The sequence below is a fragment of the Botryobacter ruber genome (assembly GCF_003347595.2).
GTDB classification, from domain to species: Bacteria; Bacteroidota; Bacteroidia; order Cytophagales; family Hymenobacteraceae; genus Pontibacter; species Pontibacter ruber_A.
Window position 1 is genome coordinate 22,089 of the sequence record NZ_QCZK02000006.1, and the last position, 17,039, is coordinate 39,127.

At 49.7% G+C, this 17,039-nt stretch carries 9 protein-coding genes; 3 read left to right on the forward strand and 6 right to left on the reverse strand.

Annotated elements, in window-relative coordinates:
- Positions 1-642 precede the first annotated feature (642 nt).
- Positions 643-4,362, reverse strand: a complete 3,720-nt coding sequence (locus DCW36_RS00880) for a DUF4450 domain-containing protein (RefSeq protein WP_114783017.1) — start codon at positions 4,360-4,362, stop codon at positions 643-645.
- Between the two features lie 357 nt (positions 4,363-4,719).
- On the opposite strand from DCW36_RS00880, the gene DCW36_RS00885 reads away from it, so the two are divergent.
- The 3 genes from DCW36_RS00885 (at position 4,720) to DCW36_RS00895 (ending at position 7,030) form a co-directional block, all read left to right on the forward strand.
- Positions 4,720-5,484 carry an NADAR family protein gene (locus tag DCW36_RS00885; protein ID WP_114783055.1) on the forward strand — a complete coding sequence of 255 codons (765 nt, stop codon included), beginning with the start codon at positions 4,720-4,722 and terminating at the stop codon, positions 5,482-5,484.
- Positions 5,485-5,609: 125 nt separating this feature from the next.
- The gene (locus DCW36_RS00890) at positions 5,610-6,089 is read left to right on the forward strand and encodes a hypothetical protein (protein WP_114783018.1); all 480 of its coding nucleotides are present in this window, start codon (positions 5,610-5,612) and stop codon (positions 6,087-6,089) included.
- 53 nt (positions 6,090-6,142) lie between these two features.
- Positions 6,143-7,030 carry a dienelactone hydrolase family protein gene (locus DCW36_RS00895; RefSeq protein WP_114783019.1) on the forward strand — a complete coding sequence of 296 codons (888 nt, stop codon included), beginning with the start codon at positions 6,143-6,145 and terminating at the stop codon, positions 7,028-7,030.
- A gap of 192 nt (positions 7,031-7,222) precedes the next feature.
- On the opposite strand, the gene DCW36_RS00900 is transcribed toward DCW36_RS00895, so the two are convergent.
- Genes DCW36_RS00900 through DCW36_RS00920 form a run of 5 tightly spaced genes read right to left on the reverse strand, consistent with a single transcriptional unit; the run spans position 7,223 to position 17,029 of the window.
- Complete coding sequence (locus DCW36_RS00900) at positions 7,223-8,989, reverse strand: RagB/SusD family nutrient uptake outer membrane protein (RefSeq protein WP_114783020.1); 1,767 nt, start codon at positions 8,987-8,989, stop codon at positions 7,223-7,225.
- 15 nt (positions 8,990-9,004) lie between these two features.
- A complete protein-coding gene (locus DCW36_RS00905; RefSeq protein WP_114783021.1) occupies positions 9,005-12,208 on the reverse strand; it encodes a SusC/RagA family TonB-linked outer membrane protein in 3,204 nt (1,067 codons plus the stop codon).
- A 36-nt stretch (positions 12,209-12,244) separates the two neighbouring features.
- The gene (locus DCW36_RS00910; RefSeq protein ID WP_114783022.1) at positions 12,245-13,678 is read right to left on the reverse strand and encodes a fasciclin domain-containing protein; all 1,434 of its coding nucleotides are present in this window, start codon (positions 13,676-13,678) and stop codon (positions 12,245-12,247) included.
- Between the two features lie 59 nt (positions 13,679-13,737).
- On the reverse strand, positions 13,738-15,513 hold the full coding sequence (locus tag DCW36_RS00915; RefSeq protein ID WP_114783023.1) for a fasciclin domain-containing protein: 1,776 nt from the start codon (positions 15,511-15,513) through the stop codon (positions 13,738-13,740).
- A gap of 31 nt (positions 15,514-15,544) precedes the next feature.
- The gene (locus DCW36_RS00920) at positions 15,545-17,029 is read right to left on the reverse strand and encodes a RagB/SusD family nutrient uptake outer membrane protein (protein ID WP_114783024.1); all 1,485 of its coding nucleotides are present in this window, start codon (positions 17,027-17,029) and stop codon (positions 15,545-15,547) included.
- Positions 17,030-17,039 lie beyond the last annotated feature (10 nt).

Consider the following 17,039-nt stretch of genomic DNA (forward strand, 5'->3'; position numbering starts at 1 on the left):
AATAAAAACACTTAACTAACTTACCATAGTTAGGCTATTTTTTTAAAGTTACCAGCTCAGAAGGCTAAAATTCCTATCCCTTTCTCCCACAGGATACTCCGCTTCTCCAGCAGAAAAGGCACTTCTTTTACCTTTACAATTATCAAGCTATGACCTTTAGCAATCCAACTGTTTGTTAGCCAATCCTGACTGTTTTTTACAATTTTTAACAGGCATACTCCACCAGGCCAGCTCATGTCGGGCTACTCTTCCGGGTTCACCACCTACAATGCTACACTTATTGGCAGGAGAAGCGGGGGACCCAGTAAAAGGTAAGTTGGGAGGTAGAGCAGACTTTTGGCTTCCATAAAGCAACCATACCCTGGGGAGAAAACTATTTGGATCGGTTGGCATACCTTCTCCTGGATGTGCCGGGAATTCAGGCTCGCCCTACTCGCCCTATAGAAAAAATATGGAACAGGAAAAGGCTGCAAAAATTGTCTGAACCTTTGATTTACGGTGATTAGTTTAATTTAATTGATTTTTTTACATTAATAGTCAAAAAAATCACAGTCCATCAAGAAAATCACCTTAAATCAAAGGTTCAGACAAAAATCTTAGCCCATCAACAAATCACCGTAAATCAAAGGTTAAGACAATTTACTACCGCGCCGACACCGTATCCCGCACCAGCGTCATCCCCATCAACCCTATCACCACATCATTTGCCAGCGTGCGCACCTGCACCGATTTAAGCTCTTTCTTCGGGTTGAGGGGCAGGTCCAGGACGGTGGCGGCACCGCCGGGGATGGCGCTGTCGTAGGCGAAACCTTTGATGTCGGAGTAGCGGTAGTTTTGCCCGATGATGTTGCCTGTCTTCAGTTCTACCCGGATTGGTTTGGGTTTGGAGCTGCTAAAGGAGTAGTTGTTGAGGACATAATCCTGCTCGATAGGCCACCAGGTTTCGGGGTTGCGGAGTACCAGTTTCTCGGTGGTGCCGTCGGTGTAGGTGACAACTACCTCGCCGTTGTCGAAGCGGGTTTGCATGGGGTTGGTGGAACCGGCCATCAGGAAGTAGGCGTGGCTGGCGTTGCCGCTGACCGGTACCGTTACCTCTTTCGGGTAGTTGTCCCACTGGCTTGTGAAGATAATGTTGTTGCTCGTGCCGGGGCCGGCGGTGCTGAACTGCAGGCCGTTAGGCAACGCGAATACGCCGCCGTTTGTGCCAGCTTTTTCACGTACGCCGGTATCGTCTATCTCGGCGGTTACCAGTGGGTAGCACCAGTTACCTATGCCTTGCGTGGGCAGCTGCAGCGTGGCAGAGGCGGGACGTGGCGAGAGGTATTTGTTTTTGAAAATCTGCGTTACCTTGTCGTTGTAGTGTTCGGCCAGGTCTACGGTTTCGAACTTCTGCTTCGTGGCCTGCGCCTGTAGCGGCAGGTTCCAGTTGATGAGGTCGGCGGTGGCGAGTACGTTGTCGCCGGTGCTTACCTGGACGCGGTTGCTGCCCGGCACGAGGTGTGAAGCGGGAATGGTGACAGCTGCAGAAGCGCTTTGCGCTTTGGCGTTGAGACTGAGTTTGCGCGAATAGCTGCCGGTGCTGATGGTAACTTCTTTGTTCAGGTCTTCGGCGGTGTTGTTCTGCAGCACGAAATGGAGCTGCGGCTGGCCGTTATCCGGTTGCGCTACGAGTTTGAAAGGCTCCCGCAGCTCTACGTCCACCGGTTGCCACCAGGTCAGCTGGCCCTGTTTTGTCTGCACAAAGAAGGTGCGGTGCCCCTCCTCTCCTTTCAGTTTTACTTCTGCTTTGTTTTTGCTCTTCGTGCTGCTGGCTAACAGCTGCTGCGGGTCTTTCAGGTCGAGCACTTCGGCCTGTCCTAAATCCACAGTCATGGCTGCTCCGTTGGCAGCTACGGCTGCATGTTTTGGGGCGGCCAGGGTGTTTCCGGCCCATTCAATCTCGATTTCATAGGTATCAGCCACAGCAGGCGTGATGGTAATTTGTGGTTTGCCAATGGCTTCGGCGTAGCTGCTCCAGTTCGCGGACTTGCCATTCACTTTTACGGAGGCTACTTTATCTTTCAAAGCGGTGGCCCGGAAGTTCAGTTTCACTTGCTTGCCGAAGCGTGGCTCGATGCTGTAAATTTCTTTGCTGCCCTCGCGGCGGAAGCTGTACTTCACGTCCGGGGTTTCGAGGAGCGCGTGGTTCCAGTCGGACGGTAGTCCGGGACGTACCGTCAGTTCGCCGGCCAGCATATCCGGCACGAGGCCGAACATGCCTTCAACCAGGGCGCGGGAGGTCATGCCGATGCCGTCGGCGAAGTCGCGATAGAGCTCGCCGCGGTAGTGGTCGTAGTACGACAGCTGCTGCAGGTTACCGGGACTGGACCCCATGTACATGCTTTCCACGAGCACGCTTTTCATCAGCTGGTTGGCTTTTTCGGCGAAACCTGCCTGCCAGTAAGCCAGGGCGGTGTGCACCACCTCGGCCAGCGCCACGTTATTTACCGACCAGGTATAAGGCATCCAGTTGGTGGTGGTGAGGGTGTAGAGCTTCTCGTCCGGTAAATCGCTGCACTTAATTGGGATTTTCGGAATCTGCGTGTCCACGTAGCGCAGCGTCTGGTAGGCCTGGAACGGGTCGGCCACTTCGGAGTCGAGGGTGTGGTAGACGGTCCAGAGCGCCGCTGACGTGTGCAGGCCGCGCTGCCCGAGCAGGTCTTTGAACTCGGCGTACCAGCCTTTGTCGGATAGCCACATGTTCGACTCGATGGCTTTCTTTATCTTTTCGGCTTCCAGGCGGTATGGTGCCGGGTTCTTGCCCAGCAGCTCGGCCAACCTTGCAGCAGTTTTGTTCGAGAAGTAGTGGTAGGCAGAGGAATGGGTTACGCCGCCGCCGCTGTACTGCACGCCGTCGCTGGCCCAGAAGCTCGCGTAGGCGTCGTAGAGGCCGTCGTTGTCGGCGTCGAAATTGCGTTTCTCCCAGGCCAGGTGCCGCTCCAGGATAGGCCAGGCTTCCGCTATGTATTCTTTGTCGCCGGTCCAGAGGAAGTGGCGGAGCATCTGGTCGATGAAGACCATGTTCATGTCGTAGTGGTGCGCCACGTGCTTTTTACCCGGGTTGCGGGAGATGTAGCCGCTGGTGTAGAGCGAGATGCCCAGCTTTTCGGTCTGGCGTGCCCAGTTCCGTTCTTCGTCCGGCACCACGGGTCCGCTGGCCGGTTCGGTTACCTGTGCTTCGCTGTAGCCCCGGAAGTTGGAGCGGGCGCGGTCGTGCCAGCCCAGCGCATCGGCCACGTAAGCGCCGCGCCAGCCGTTGAGCGGCATGCGCCAGGCAATAGCGCCGTGCATGTAGCTCTGGCCATCGTAAATCCCGTCAGCGGCAATGCTCAGGGCGCCACCCAGCGTGTTCAGGTACGGGTCCGGCGTTTCGAGGCGAATCTGGCTGGCTGTTTTCTGAACAGCGGCTTCTGCCTTGGCAATGGCTGCCGGGATTTGCTCATAGGTAAGCGGCTTGGCCGATTTGCCGTTCTGCATGGCAAAATACAGCTTCTGCTGCCCTTTTACCTGCTGCTTTCCGGCTACCACCGGCAACTCCGACTTACCGGATTGGAGCAGCGTCTTCGGTGATTCCTGCTGGTTGGCATCGGCTAAGGCTATGGTGGAAGCAGCCGGTACTACGCCATAAATCTGCGCGTCGTTGTTCTTGATTTTGAAGTCGAGCAGGAAAGTATTTTTGTTCAGCGTGAAGCTGTTGTTCTTGGTGTGCTCCGGGTGCAGGTAAAAGCCGGATTCCGGGTCGGCCCCGATGTCGCCGTCGCGGGACGGGCGGTGGCCGCTGGCGCCGCCGTAGGTCCAGATCAAATCGAAGGCGGGCGTGTTCGGGGTGCTTTCTACCGCTACCACCATACCCTCTGCATCGGCCATCGCCAGCACCTGTATGTTCAGTTGCCCCTCGCCCAGCAGCGCATCTTTAATTTCGTAGCGCATGGTGCCGGGGGTGTAGATGGCTTTAATGTGGTCGGCTTTGATGAGCCATTTGTCGCCATTGTCGGTGGCCAAACCCAGTTTCAGGTTGCCGCCTTTGTTGGGCATGTAAAGCAGGAACTCGGGCAGGTCGCCAGTTTCTACCCGGAAGCCGCTGTGGGTGCCGTAGAGGGCACGGTTGAAGCGCTTCGTGCCGTTTACAATCACAAAGCTGTTGCCTTCGGGTTTGTAACGCAGCGGGCGGGCGCGATCGAGTTTATAATCAGAGGCAGTGGTGGCAGGAGCCACCGCTTTTTCGGTGGCGGCAGCAGTGCTGTTCTGCTGGGTAGCCAGGTGCTGCGACTGGCACGATACCAGTACCGCTAAGGCGAGGGCTCCAAAGTTTTTATTTATCATGAGTTGCTTTACTAAAATGGCTGCCAGAGAACAGGCAGTGCTTTTATCTAAGCACTGCCTTTATTTGAACGCCGGCATCTTTTTAAAAAAGCCTAAAGTACTAATAATAGTTCGTTTTCGCATCCTGCGCTGTCCTGTTGGACTTCAGACAGGCCTACTCTCTTAAAACTATAAAGATTTTTTTATTACATTGACGTAACAGGTACTGACTGAGCTAATGGCGGTTAAGCAAGTCAGCTTGCCAATAACCTGAAAATAAAACAGAGCGAAGTTGATAACACAGTTCCGGTTAGCTGCAAAACATGATAATAAAGTGTATATTTAGTATTGGTATGCGCTAGATTATGGCAATTTTACATGAAAACACATTACGATATAAATTGGTTAATTGAAAGATTTGAAAGAGGAGACTCATTGAAGTTCATTTATTTTTGGGGACACACCAATAAGTATAATGAACCTGTAGGAAAATTTTGTTTTAGCCAGTGGTATGAAAGTCCCTTTACAGTTCAGGGAATAACCTACAAAACTTCTGAACATTGGATGATGGCCCAGAAAGCACTCCTCTTTGGCGATAGTAACAACTTTGAAAAAATAATTAGCAGCAACAAACCAGGTGAAGCAAAAGCACTCGGAAGAGAGGTTTCAGGCTATGACGACGATGTATGGAATGATCAGAAATTCGAGATTGTAAAGCTTGGAAACATTCATAAATTCAACCAAAATCCAGAGCTAGCAGAATTTCTCCTTAAAACAGAAAATAGAATATTAGTAGAGGCAAGCCCGATTGACACAGTTTGGGGTATAGGTTTGTCGCAGGACGATAATGACATTGACAATATTTATGTTTGGCGTGGACAAAACCTTTTAGGTTTTGCTCTAATGGAAGTTCGTGATTTCTTCAAAGCTTTCGGGCTTTTCAAACATCTAAATGATTCCATTCAACCTCCTTGGCAGCAGTATCCAAAAACAGAAAGCGTGGATATGTTCTGGAGAATGGGGAAAGGCGAAAATTATATGATAGAGTTTAGCAAATATTACTCATCGCTAAACGACCATGAAAAAACAGTGTATAAATTAACAAATCCCCAACCATATGATTGGCTTGGTTTTTACGATTGAACAAAGTAAAAGGCAGGTAACACTGTACAGACAAAATTCTTGCAGACGCTCCGCCATTTTTCAAACCACCCCATCAGTGGTTATTAAAATACTCCAACTGAAGTAAAAAGTAAACCTTCAAAACGATGGAATCAAAATCAACAGATAAAAAGACTTTTCAACTCCTCGATAACGGGCAAACGTTAGGCGAACTGATTTACGAAAATTTGTTTTTTCTGAAAGCTGAAATTAAGCTGGCAAATGCGGACCTCTATCAGGTTAAGCCGGTTGGTATTTTCGGAACAAGCATCACCGTGACAAAAGACGGAGCAGAAATAGCGAACTTAAAAATGAATTGGCGCGGACAAGTTGTGTTTACTTTTCAGGATGGAAAAGAATTTGTTTTGAAAGCAAAAGGTATGTTTCACAACAAATATGTAATCGAAAACAAAGACGAAGAAAAGCTAATGCAATTTGACCCAAAATTCAGCTGGAGCATATTCAACTTTAATTACGACATCACTTACGACCAAAAACCGCAGGACATGTTATTGGTTTTGCTTGGCATTTATGCTTCCAACTATTACATAGCTTCCATGTCAGGAGCAACGGGAGGAATGGTGTAAAACAAAGAATCAGTGGGTACCTAAACGATTAACAAAAATATCCGGCAGACAACATGAACGAAATCAAAAAAGAAGATATCAAACAGGAAGTGTTTGACCTGTATGATGATTATGCCCACAACCGGGTTAACAGGCGCGAATTTATGCAGAAGCTATCTATGTATGCCGTCGGAGGCCTTACCGTAGCGTCGCTGATGAGTTTTCTGATGCCCGATTACAAAGGCGCCATCCAGGTTGCCTCCGATGATCCGCGTCTAAAATCGGAATACATCTATTACCAGTCCAAAAAAGGTGGCGGGAGGATAAAAGCCTTGTTGTCTATGCCGGCGGATGCGAAAAAGAAACTCGGCGGCATTGTAGTGGTTCATGAAAACCGGGGCCTGAATCCGCATATCGAAGATGTTGCCCGAAGGGCTGCCCTGGCAGGGTTTATTACCATTGCACCCGATGCTTTAACCCCCTTAGGTGGCTACCCGGGTACGGACGATGAAGGCCGCGCCCTGCAAAGCAAGCGTGACCGGAAGGAGATGTTAGAAGACTTCATCGCGGCCTATGATTACCTGAAAAACCACAAAGCCTGTAATGGGAACGTGGGCGTGGTTGGCTTCTGCTTCGGTGGCTGGATTGCCAATATGATGGCCGTGCGCATCCCAGATTTGGCGGCAGCAGTTCCTTTCTATGGTGGTCAGCCGGCGACCGAAGATGTTCCAAACATTCAGGCTCCCCTCCTGCTGCACTTTGCAGAACTGGACAAGCGGGTAAATGAGGGGTGGCCTGCGTATGAAGCTGCGCTAAAAGCAAATAACAAAGAATACACGGCGTACATGTACCCCAACGTCAACCACGGCTTCCATAACGACACCACCCCGCGTTATGACAAAGCGGCGGCAGAACTTGCCTGGAACCGGTCCATTGATTTTTTTAAGGAGAAGCTGAAGTAGAATTGGAGCCATTTTCCAGCATCCCTTTTTGCTGTTTTAATTCTGCTGCACCTGCCACCACAGCCTCTGCTGTTCATGTGTGAAAGCAGGTTGATACGATTCGGCCACATTTGACCGGAAGGCACTAAAAAAGCAGGCCTCCGAAACTTACGCTCCGGAGGCCTGCTTCAATATCAGGAAAATCAGGAATGCCTACTCCCACTTAAAGGGAAGGAACCAGTTCTGTTTGTTCATCAGTTTTTGCCGGGCCTCCTCCGCTGCCGGGTCACCTTCTTTTACCAGTTTCTGGTATACCCTGTCTGCCAGGTAAGACGGGTCGTTTCTTCTCAAGGCAATCCGGACCAGGTCCTGCCAGCGGTTACCCTCGAAAGCCAGTTCCAGCGCAGCCTCTTCGATAATTTTATCTTCCATGTAATTTCTGAATTCCGGCTCTACGCCCTCTTTCAACGGCTTATCGAAGCGGGCCGGTTCAGACATATCAAAATAAGCAGCCGAATCTATCAGCGACAACTTCACATTCACCCGGTTTCTTAATCCTAAATTTCGATGGTATTTGCCCCGGTGGAATGGTGCGTCGAGTTTACGGGCATCCAGGTCGTAAGGAAAATCCAGGAAAGTAGCCTGCTTTTCGTCTGCAGCTGTCGCATTCGGATTTTTATTGTAAGTAGCCTTGATCCCGTTGTTAATAAAAGCATAGGCTATTTTGTCGTGCCCTTCGCGGTTAGCAGCTTCCGAATAACGCAGGTGAAGCAGCGAAGCCCGGTACAACAGCCATTTGCCGTTTTTTTCCAGCAGGTTGGTTGGCACCCCGGTATTGGCATTCAGGTAGTTATAAAGGAATTTCATGACAACCGGTTGCCCGTTAATCACTTTATAAGAGTTGTTCTCGCCACGATAATCGTAGGGTGCATCGTTGGTCTGCGTTTGTGCCTGCCATTTTTCTATGGCCAGTTCAGATGGTTTTAACAGGTACTTTCCGCCGGTGTTCGAAAACAGCTCCACGAAAGGGTTCTGCGGCTTGAAATTCTTGTCAAAAAACATCGTCCATACCCACTCTGCCTGGTATTCCCGGTCGTTCTGGGAGCGCGACATAAACGTCTGCCAGGCCGATGCTGTAACGGCATCGTTGTCGGTGCCACTGGTGCCTATATAAGTGTTGTAGTATACATAACCAGCGCCGGCACCCAGGGGTGTAGTTGTTTCGAGCACATTTTTATAGGCAATGGCTGCCTGGTGGTAATCGTTGCGGAACAAATGCAAATCGCCCAGCAAGGCATTTTTGTTTACAAACAGCATCTTGGTAGGATACCCGTCTATCTGCGCCACCATCGAACTGGAAGCCGGATACGGATCTTTGTAGGGAAGTGCCTCCATCTCCTCTATAAGCTTCGACACAAGGCTCTCCAGCTTCAGGCGCGGATGTTTGGCTATGTTCTTTACCTCATCGATATTTTCTACTGGCTCAGTAATGTAGGGTACTTCACCAAAGTGCAGGCCCAGTTGGAAGTACAGCCAGCTTCTTACCGCCACCAGGTCCGAATAACGGTGGTCGTATTCTGTTTTCGTGATCTTGCTGTTCTCCTGCATGATCTTCAGGTTCTTCAGCACATCGTTACAGTTCAGGATCACGCTGTAGAAATCCTTCGGATTAGCATAAGGATTTCCTTCGCTTACGTTATGACTGTTTATTTCCCGCAGGTACACATCGGCATTGGAGGTTATGCTCATCAGGTCGGCCCGAAGCTCGTTCAGCACTTCGTACTGCCTGGCAACCGTCAGGAACTGCCCGTACACACCCGTTACCGCTGCATCGGCATCGTAAATGTTCTGGTAATTGTTCGTATAATCTATGGCATTCTGAGGATCCAGATCAAATGCTTCCTTACAGGAAACAGCACCCGTAAGACCAACAGCAAGCGCCACGATCTGTAAAGATGTCTTTAATGTATTTCTTTTCATTTGACTAAAAGTAAATTATAAACCAAGGCGAACACCCACCATAAACGACTTATACAGTGGCTCCAGGCCCACATCAATGCCCTGTGCTACAGGACGGCTGGCCGCACTGAACTCCGGGTCGTACCCGATGTAGCTGCTCCTGGTAAGTAAGTTGTTAGCGGAGGCATACACGGAAGTGCCTTTGATGAAGCCGGGCTTTACAGGAAGTTCATAGGCAACCGAAAGGGTTCTGAGCCTGATGTAGGAACCGTCCTCTATCCAGCGGTCGGAGAAACGGGCATTGCCGGCAGGGTCGCCGTAAGTTGCTCTCGGCATGTCGGTGTTCTGCCCGTCGAACTGCCAGCGGTTGTTCACAGAGCCCAGTTGGTTCTGAGTAGAGTTCATGGCTTCCAAGTTGGCTCGCACGCCGTTGTAGACATCGTTCCCGCTACGGAAAGTAACCAATGCATTTACCGAAAACCGTTTCCAGGACAGGTTGCTGCTGAAGCTTCCGTAAAAATCAGGGTTCGGATTGCCGATCACGGTTCTGTCGTTTTCGTCGATAATGTGGTCGTTGTTCAGATCCAGGAACTTCACATCACCGCCTCTGAACGGAATCAGGTCACCGTTTGGCGCTTTTGTTTTCAGGTTGGCCTGCGCCGCTTCTGCCTCAGTCGTGAAAATGCCGTCTGTTTTGTAGCCATATAACAGGTTGGCAGGTTGCCCGGCTTCTGAGAGTATGGTGGCTCCTGCAAAGTTAGTCAGCAGGCGGTTTCCGGGGATTTGGGTAAGCTCATTCCGGTAAGTAGACAGGTTCAGGCCCAGGTCGAGCTTCAGGTCACCGGTGTTTACCACTCTGCTGAACAAGCCAGCATTGATGCCGCTGTTCTTCATGCCGCCATTATTTGTCAGCATGTAATCTAAGCCTGTCTGTGCCGGCACGGGCTCGTACACCAGCATATCGGTTGTTCTGCTGTTGAATACATCCAGGCTGAGTGAAAGGCGCTCGTTGAGCACCGAAGCATCCAGCCCGAAGTTCAGCTTACGGGTTGTCTCCCACATAATTTCCGGGTTGGCAATATTGCCTCTCCTGGTTCCCTGGGCGCCAAACAGGTTCTGGGTAATGTAGTATTGCTTGGCGGTATAGTTGCCGATGTCGTCGTTACCGGTCAGGCCATAGCTCGCCCGCAGCTTAAGCAGGTTAACAGCACTGATACCAGCCATAAAATCTTCGGAAGAAATAAGCCAGGCAGCAGCAACGGAAGGCAACACAGCCAGTTTCATCCCATTCACGGAGAAAGCATCCGGTATGGCAGGACCAAACCTGGAGGATGCATCTACCGACATATTAACGCTTAGCAGGTACTTGCTCAGCCAGCCATAGTCCGCGGAAACATAGGAATTTAACCACCTTGCTTCGCCCATATCGCCCGTAATATACCGCAGCGAATTCACACCTGTACCCAATGTTACAAAGTCGTCGCTCGGCGAGTTATAGCCGTACGATCTGTCTTCTTCACTTTTAATGTTGCTGAACCTAAAACCAGCCCTGCCGGTAAAGCTATGTCCTCCGGACCAGTTCCTGTTGTAGGCATAGTAGGTATCGTTGAATAAAGAATTGTAGCGCTGCACGCGGTTACCCAAACGGCTGTAGGCGATGGCGTTGTCCAGTTCTTCCGGCGCAACCCCCAGTCTAGGAATGAAGATGTCTTCCCGCACTTTATCGAAAGTAAGCCCGATCAGGGAGCTGATGGTGCTGTAAGTCGAAAGGGCATAGTTGAATTTGGCGGATCCGAAAAAGCGGTAATTCTGGTCCTGCCCCTGTGTACTGTTGATCAGCGCCGTTGGGTTGCTCCGGTTAAAGATGTCGGTATCGGCCAGGTTCGGTGACTCCACGCCTTCGTCGGTAACCTGCTGCACACGTAAGAAAGGTGCTTTTACCAGTGCAGCCAGTAGCGGGTTAGTGCCAAAATCGAGGCCCTGGTTGCGCAGGCTTTGCTGGTTTGAGGTAAACGAAAGGCTGGTGTTGCCGGTTAGCTTAGGGCTCAGGTTCAGGTCGGCATTAAAGCGGGTGCTGTACCTTTGCAGGCTTGTCTCTTTTGTAAGCCCCTGGTTCTCGAGGAAACCAACCGACAGCGCGTATTTAGCAATGTTATCACCACCGGTTACTTTCAGGTAATAGTTCTGGTTATAGCTGTTGCTCATAACCTCGCGCTGCCAGTCGGTGTTGGCGTGGTAGCGGGCATATTCCGGGTTCGACGGATCGTCGTTCATGTAAGGCTGCGCCTGCAACTGGGCATCCGTCATGCCGCTGGTCCTGAGCAGGTCCGAGAGGTAAAGCCTGAAATCGCCGTTGTTGAGCACCGGCAGGTTTTTAGGTGCAAAATTCACACCTCCGTACGCAGCGAAATCTATTTTCGTAGCCAGTTCTTTGGCCCGTGAAGTAGAAATCAGGATGACGCCGTTTGCCCCTTTTGTGCCATACAACGAAGCGCCGTCTTTTATGATCGTGATGTTGTCGATGTCTTTGATATCGATATTGGACAGCGGATTATTGCTATGCTCTTTGATGAGGGAACTACCGAAGGATTCGTGTTCATAGATCATCCCGTCTACGATGATGAGCGGTTTGTTACTGCCATAGAGCGAGTTGTACCCGTTTAACAGTATTTCTGCCCCCTGGCCCGGCGTTCCCGATTTCCGGATAACATCCACGCCGGCTGCCTTTCCCTGGAGGTAGCTATCCGGAAATGCCATAGGGTTTTGCCAACTGCCTGCGGTGTTGATGGAGGTAACGGCATAAGGCACCTGGCTTTTCGCCCTGGCACCGGAAGGCAGCACGGCAGCCTCATAAACCGTGTTAAAGCTTTTCTCATGCAGCCCTACTACCACAACGTTCTCGCCCTTCAAAGCCACCTGCCTGGTCTGGAAATCAGGACTGGATACATGAAGCGTCGCTTTATAGGAAGGTACTTCTATGCTGAAATTGCCCTGTTCATCGGTAAAGGCAGCAGAATAGCCCGGCACACTGATGTTGATACCTGCTAAGGGTACTCCGGTGGCAGCATCTCTTACAGTACCTGTTGCTTTAATTCCTTTGTAACTAATGTTCTTCCTGACAGCAACAGCGTCTGCGCCGCTTCTCCCTTCTGTTGTCGTTTCCTGGGCCATTGCCGGCACAGTAATAACAACCAAACCGAGGAGCATCAGTCTTTTTATTGATCTGGTAACTATATACATGTTAATAGGAATTGATATTTTGAATTGCTTTTCTCTTTATGGTAGCTGCGGAACAAGTTTAAAATAATCCAGGCTGATGGAATTCTGCCCGTCTACCCCGTTGTCAGCACCCACTATGTAGATATTCAGATCGCTCAGTTTATCGACAGTAAACTCCCCTACATATACTTCTTCAAAATTTTTAAGCGGCACGTCTGTCTCGGAGAACTGCGTTGACTTCGGATCGTTAACGGCAAACCGTTGTTTAAAAGCGATAGATTGCACATCGTTTGGCGCTACCCAGTACACTTTGTAGGTGCCACTGTACATGTTGGGCAACTGGTACCGCACATGGAACTGGTTTACCTTATGATTGAAGACATAGATGTCGTTGAAAAGCTCCTGCGTTTCCGGGTTCCGGCGCAGGCGGTAAGCAATGTTACCGGACTTATCGGTGCGGCTGAAGCCTGCCGGATGCTCCCCTTCCACCCGCACCGGAAGTATCTTCTCGGCCAGGCTAACATCTGCAGCGCTCATTACATACACAATCCCGTTGCTGGTAAAGTGATGGCTGATGATGGCATTCCGGTCAATGGGAATTTTCACGCCATCTTCGGAAGTAAGGTAGGCCGGCAGATTCTCCGGCGTATACAAACCTTTGAAGGCCAGGTCTTTTATAGCATACACAGAGGCTAACTTTTCTTCTTCCTCCGGAGTAGCTCCTTTTGTAAACGGTCTTATTTTTTCCCGCTCTGCCTCAATGGCAGCATCCGTCAACAGGATAAAAGTATACTCCTGGTCTTCATTAGCCAGGTTACCGGTTTTATCGAACAGGAAGTTTTTCTCGATCTCTCCTGTTCCTTCTCTGTACTTTGGTTTACCGGTATCAGGATCTACGCCAATCTGCTCTGCTTTCGTCGGATCAAAAACAGTGTACTTCAGCCCCTGCATGTAATCCCGCTGTTTCCCGGAAATCGACATGACATAGTCCCACACATTCAGTTTGGGAATAAGTGCTTTGTCAACAATGTGCAGCACACCATTGCCTACATACTGGTTCGCTTCCAGGATGGCAGCATCTTCCACAGTGGCGTTAGAAAACTTCAGGTATTTGCCATTGAGTGTTTTCAGCCGAAGCTCTGGTTTCGGGCTGTTGGTAAAGTAGCTCTGGTGAACGATGTGGTAGCCTACAAACTCCTTCAGCTTTGCCTCATCGTTCACAATGGCAGGATCCAGGTGCTCGAGCGCCTGGTTGGTTGGTGCCCACACCGTATACTTTTTAGAGGAAGCTATTTCCTGGTCATAGCCTGTTTGCTTCAGGAATTCGGCAAACCTGCTCAGGTTCTGATTGGCCTGTATTTTTTGGTACAGGTTACTGTTTAAAGTGGCGTCAGTTACTTTAGTGTATTCCTCAAACTTATCGTTACAGCCCGAAAAACCAAACGCTGCCACACTAAAGCAAACGAGAAAAATTCTTGATTTAAAGTTCATTTTGTTCCGGTTTTTAGAGCGTTAACCCCAGTGGCTGAGGCTAACGCTGTATTCATCTTTTAAGGTTTAGGAACAATGGTTCCATCCGGGTTAAACTTAGGCCATAACTGGTCTTCGCCCTCCGGGATAAAGTGTATCATGTCGAACTGCACATCGCCGCTGCCTTCCCAAACTGCATCCATGCGCAGTACATGACGGTCGGTTTTCTCCACGTCAATGGTTCCGGCCAGCAGCGCATAGTTCTGGCTACCGTGGTATTCAATAAATAATTCCGGGTTGTTGTAGAAAGGAACACGATACTCCGGTTCAGGTCGTCCGCCAAACGGTGATTTTATACCTAAGGCTTCCAGCGATTCCGGAGTCACTCCTTCCGGATAGGTATAGGTGTCACCCACCAACCGCATGCCCGCTAACTGCTCATTAAATTTCAGGATACGTGGAAGCGGTTTGCCATTGAAGGATACCAGTACACCACCACCGCCTTTACGCCTGATAAAGGAAATCCATACTTTGTAACGTCCTTTCACCAGCAGAGGGGTCTTGAATTCAATCCAGCTGTTAGCTGCCACATTGGTTCGGAGCGCCGGGAAGAACAAGTAATCATTATGATACACATAAAACTGGCGTGCTTCTGGTGCAACCCTGTACTGCACATCCCCCATCTGCCAGTTTACATCCTGCAGATCGCCAGGTTTGAATTTAGGGCTGCTTGTGTTCATTTTTCTGAAGTTTGCCAGCTTGGTGATCTCGGGCTGATCGGTCACTTCCCAGAAAACAGCAATCGGAAACCGTACTTTAATGGCATAAGGATCTTTCATGGTGTGCAGCACTCCATTTACAGCTGTAATGTCGCTGGATTCCCGTTTGATCTCAGAACCTGGCTCATGCTTACCATTGAAAGAATCATCATTTACCAGGATGGTAGTTCCATTTAGTTTGATCGTAATTACATCCAGTGGCGAGAGCGTGTTATGCGATGTCGCTTTAAATATTTCGGGCAGGTACTTCAAGCCTGGCAGAATATGATAGCCCACGTACAGGTTCAGACTGTCGGATGCCGACTTCGGATCACCGGTGTTTGAATACTTAGCTTTCAGATCGTTGAAGGAATTGATACCTGCTGCCTTCAGTACCGTGTTTGACTCTACCATAACCGTATGAAACATTTTGGACGAGTCGCTCAGGTCTTTGGGCAGGATGTTCAGGTATTCGTAATAACCGGTTTCTTTCAGTGCCTGGCTGAAAACAGAGTATTCCGGGTTAGCCTCGATCATCTGGGCCAGCGTCTGCCTGGATGGCTTCAGCACATTGTCGATAACATGGATAATACCGTTACCCACCCTGATGTCGGCCTGTTCCAGCAAAGCCTGCCTGTTGATAAGCCGTTTGGTGTTGCCATCGTTGTTCTGCGCTCCGGTAATGATGTACTGGCCGAACATAGTGGCTGTACGCAACTTGCCATCGTTGAATTCCCTGGAGGGAATGGTATCGCGGATAAGGTGAAATTTCACCAGTTCTTCCAGCTCCGGAATACTGATATCGCTTACCGAAGCTTTTCCCTGCTCCTTCAGATAAGCTTCAATGGCTGTGTTGGTAGGCACAAATACGGTATAAGTACCGTACCCGCCTAACGAGCCTTCTGCTTTTGTTAAGGACAGAATTTTTGAAAAATGAGAAAAGGTGGCCGGATCTTTCTGCAGGTATTCCGATATGTTTACATCAGAAGTTGTGTAGATATCAAACTCCTCCTTTTGGCAGGATGTAAATGTAATGATCAGCAGCAGCACTCCGACGAGTGGGGCCAACCAGTTTTTAGGAGAACTCATTTTTTCCATATCCTACTATATTGATTAATTTAGTTTTTGATTATTGATAAAAAGGATTTTGAACCAGTTTCTTGTTGGTGGCGAGTTCGTAGAAGTATACTGGCAGGTAATGACTGTTCTTATCGCGGAGCTTGGTAATGGCAGACTGCTGGAACTCCAACTGCGCTGTATTTGCTACAATATTCAATAGCAGATCACTTCGTTCGTAGTTGTTTCTTCTGGCATTGCGCAACAGGTCATACCACCGCTTGCCTTCGTAGGCAAACTCCCGCGCTCTTTCGGCCAGTATGTAATCTGTTATGCCGTTTTTGTCGTCAGGTTCTACCACCTGGGCTGTTTCAGGCAATGCATTTGCCCTTGTTCTGATTATCTCAATGATGTCAAGCGCCTCCTGCCCCTGACCCAACTCATTCAGAGCTTCCGCTTTCATCAGTAAGATATCGGCATAGCGGTACACCATGAAGTTACCGTAAGAGGCAGCCGATGACCGCGCTGTACCGGAGTTTACACCCAGGTATTTCCAGATGCTGCCATCATTTAATTTAAAAGCAGCGCCATCGCCCCGAATGTCTTTTTCAATTATTTCTTCCGGATTAGAGGCAAAAATTTCTTCTCTAGCTAACAGCGAAGCCCCGAAGCGCCGGGACACGGAAGGCGAGAACATGCTGTAAAAGGGGTTCAGCCTGTTTATGTTGAAGTAGACTTCGAAAATACTCTCGCTGGACCCGCCTTCGTAGAAAATGGTTGGGAACCAGTTATTGTCTCCTACAACTAAGCCATACTGGCCGGAGTTTATTACTTTGTTACATTCGGCTATGCTGCTCTGGTAATCGTTCTGCCACAGGTACACATCGGCAAGCATGGCATTTACGGCATATTTGGTAATTCTGCCCTTGTTCAGCTCATTTTTGCCATAGTTGGTTTGCACATACTGCTCGGCTTGCTTCAGGTCGGTCACCACCTGGTTCAGCACATCCTGCTGCGAGCTTTTCGGTAGCTGCACTTCGTCTTTATCGCTGGCAGTTGGCTCCAGCTTGAGCGGCACATCACCAAACGTGCGGGCCAGGTAGAAGTACATCAAAGCCCGGAGTGCCATCGCTTCGCCAATGTAGCCATTAAGGGCTGCCTGCGTGAAAGTATTGTCGTTCCGGAGCACCTCCGGTGCAAACTTGATCACGTTGTTGCAGTAGTTAATCGTGGTATAAACGGCAGCCCAGTTCGAGAGAGGGTTGGTTGACTCAATGTTCACATTGATAATATCGAGTTCCTGGCGCCTGATGCCTGATCGCGCCTCCAGCATATCTGCCCGCAATTCTCCCCACAGAAACAGGTTTTCCACAAGCGGCGGGGCAAGCAACGAGGCATAACAGCCGTTTACGGCAGCCGCCACCTGTTCCTTGGTTTGCCAGAACTCCTGCCGCACCACGCCATCCTTAGGTTTAAGGTCGAGGTATTTGTCACAGGATGTAGTAGTCAGTAATAACAGTGCTGAAAGAACTAAAATATATGTTGTATTTCTGGTCATGGTATGGATT

Excerpts from the sequence above, each read along its gene's own strand:
- DCW36_RS00880 (WP_114783017.1), bottom strand. The coding sequence starts at position 4,362 with ATGATAAATAAAAACTTTGGAGCCCTCGCCTTAGCGGTACTGGTATCG.
- DCW36_RS00885 (WP_114783055.1), top strand. The coding sequence starts at position 4,720 with ATGAAAACACATTACGATATAAATTGGTTAATTGAAAGATTTGAAAGA.
- DCW36_RS00890 (WP_114783018.1), top strand. The coding sequence starts at position 5,610 with ATGGAATCAAAATCAACAGATAAAAAGACTTTTCAACTCCTCGATAAC.
- DCW36_RS00895 (WP_114783019.1), top strand. The coding sequence starts at position 6,143 with ATGAACGAAATCAAAAAAGAAGATATCAAACAGGAAGTGTTTGACCTG.
- DCW36_RS00900 (WP_114783020.1), bottom strand. The coding sequence starts at position 8,989 with ATGAAAAGAAATACATTAAAGACATCTTTACAGATCGTGGCGCTTGCT.
- DCW36_RS00905 (WP_114783021.1), bottom strand. The coding sequence starts at position 12,208 with ATGTATATAGTTACCAGATCAATAAAAAGACTGATGCTCCTCGGTTTG.
- DCW36_RS00910 (WP_114783022.1), bottom strand. The coding sequence starts at position 13,678 with ATGAACTTTAAATCAAGAATTTTTCTCGTTTGCTTTAGTGTGGCAGCG.
- DCW36_RS00915 (WP_114783023.1), bottom strand. The coding sequence starts at position 15,513 with ATGGAAAAAATGAGTTCTCCTAAAAACTGGTTGGCCCCACTCGTCGGA.
- DCW36_RS00920 (WP_114783024.1), bottom strand. The coding sequence starts at position 17,029 with ATGACCAGAAATACAACATATATTTTAGTTCTTTCAGCACTGTTATTA.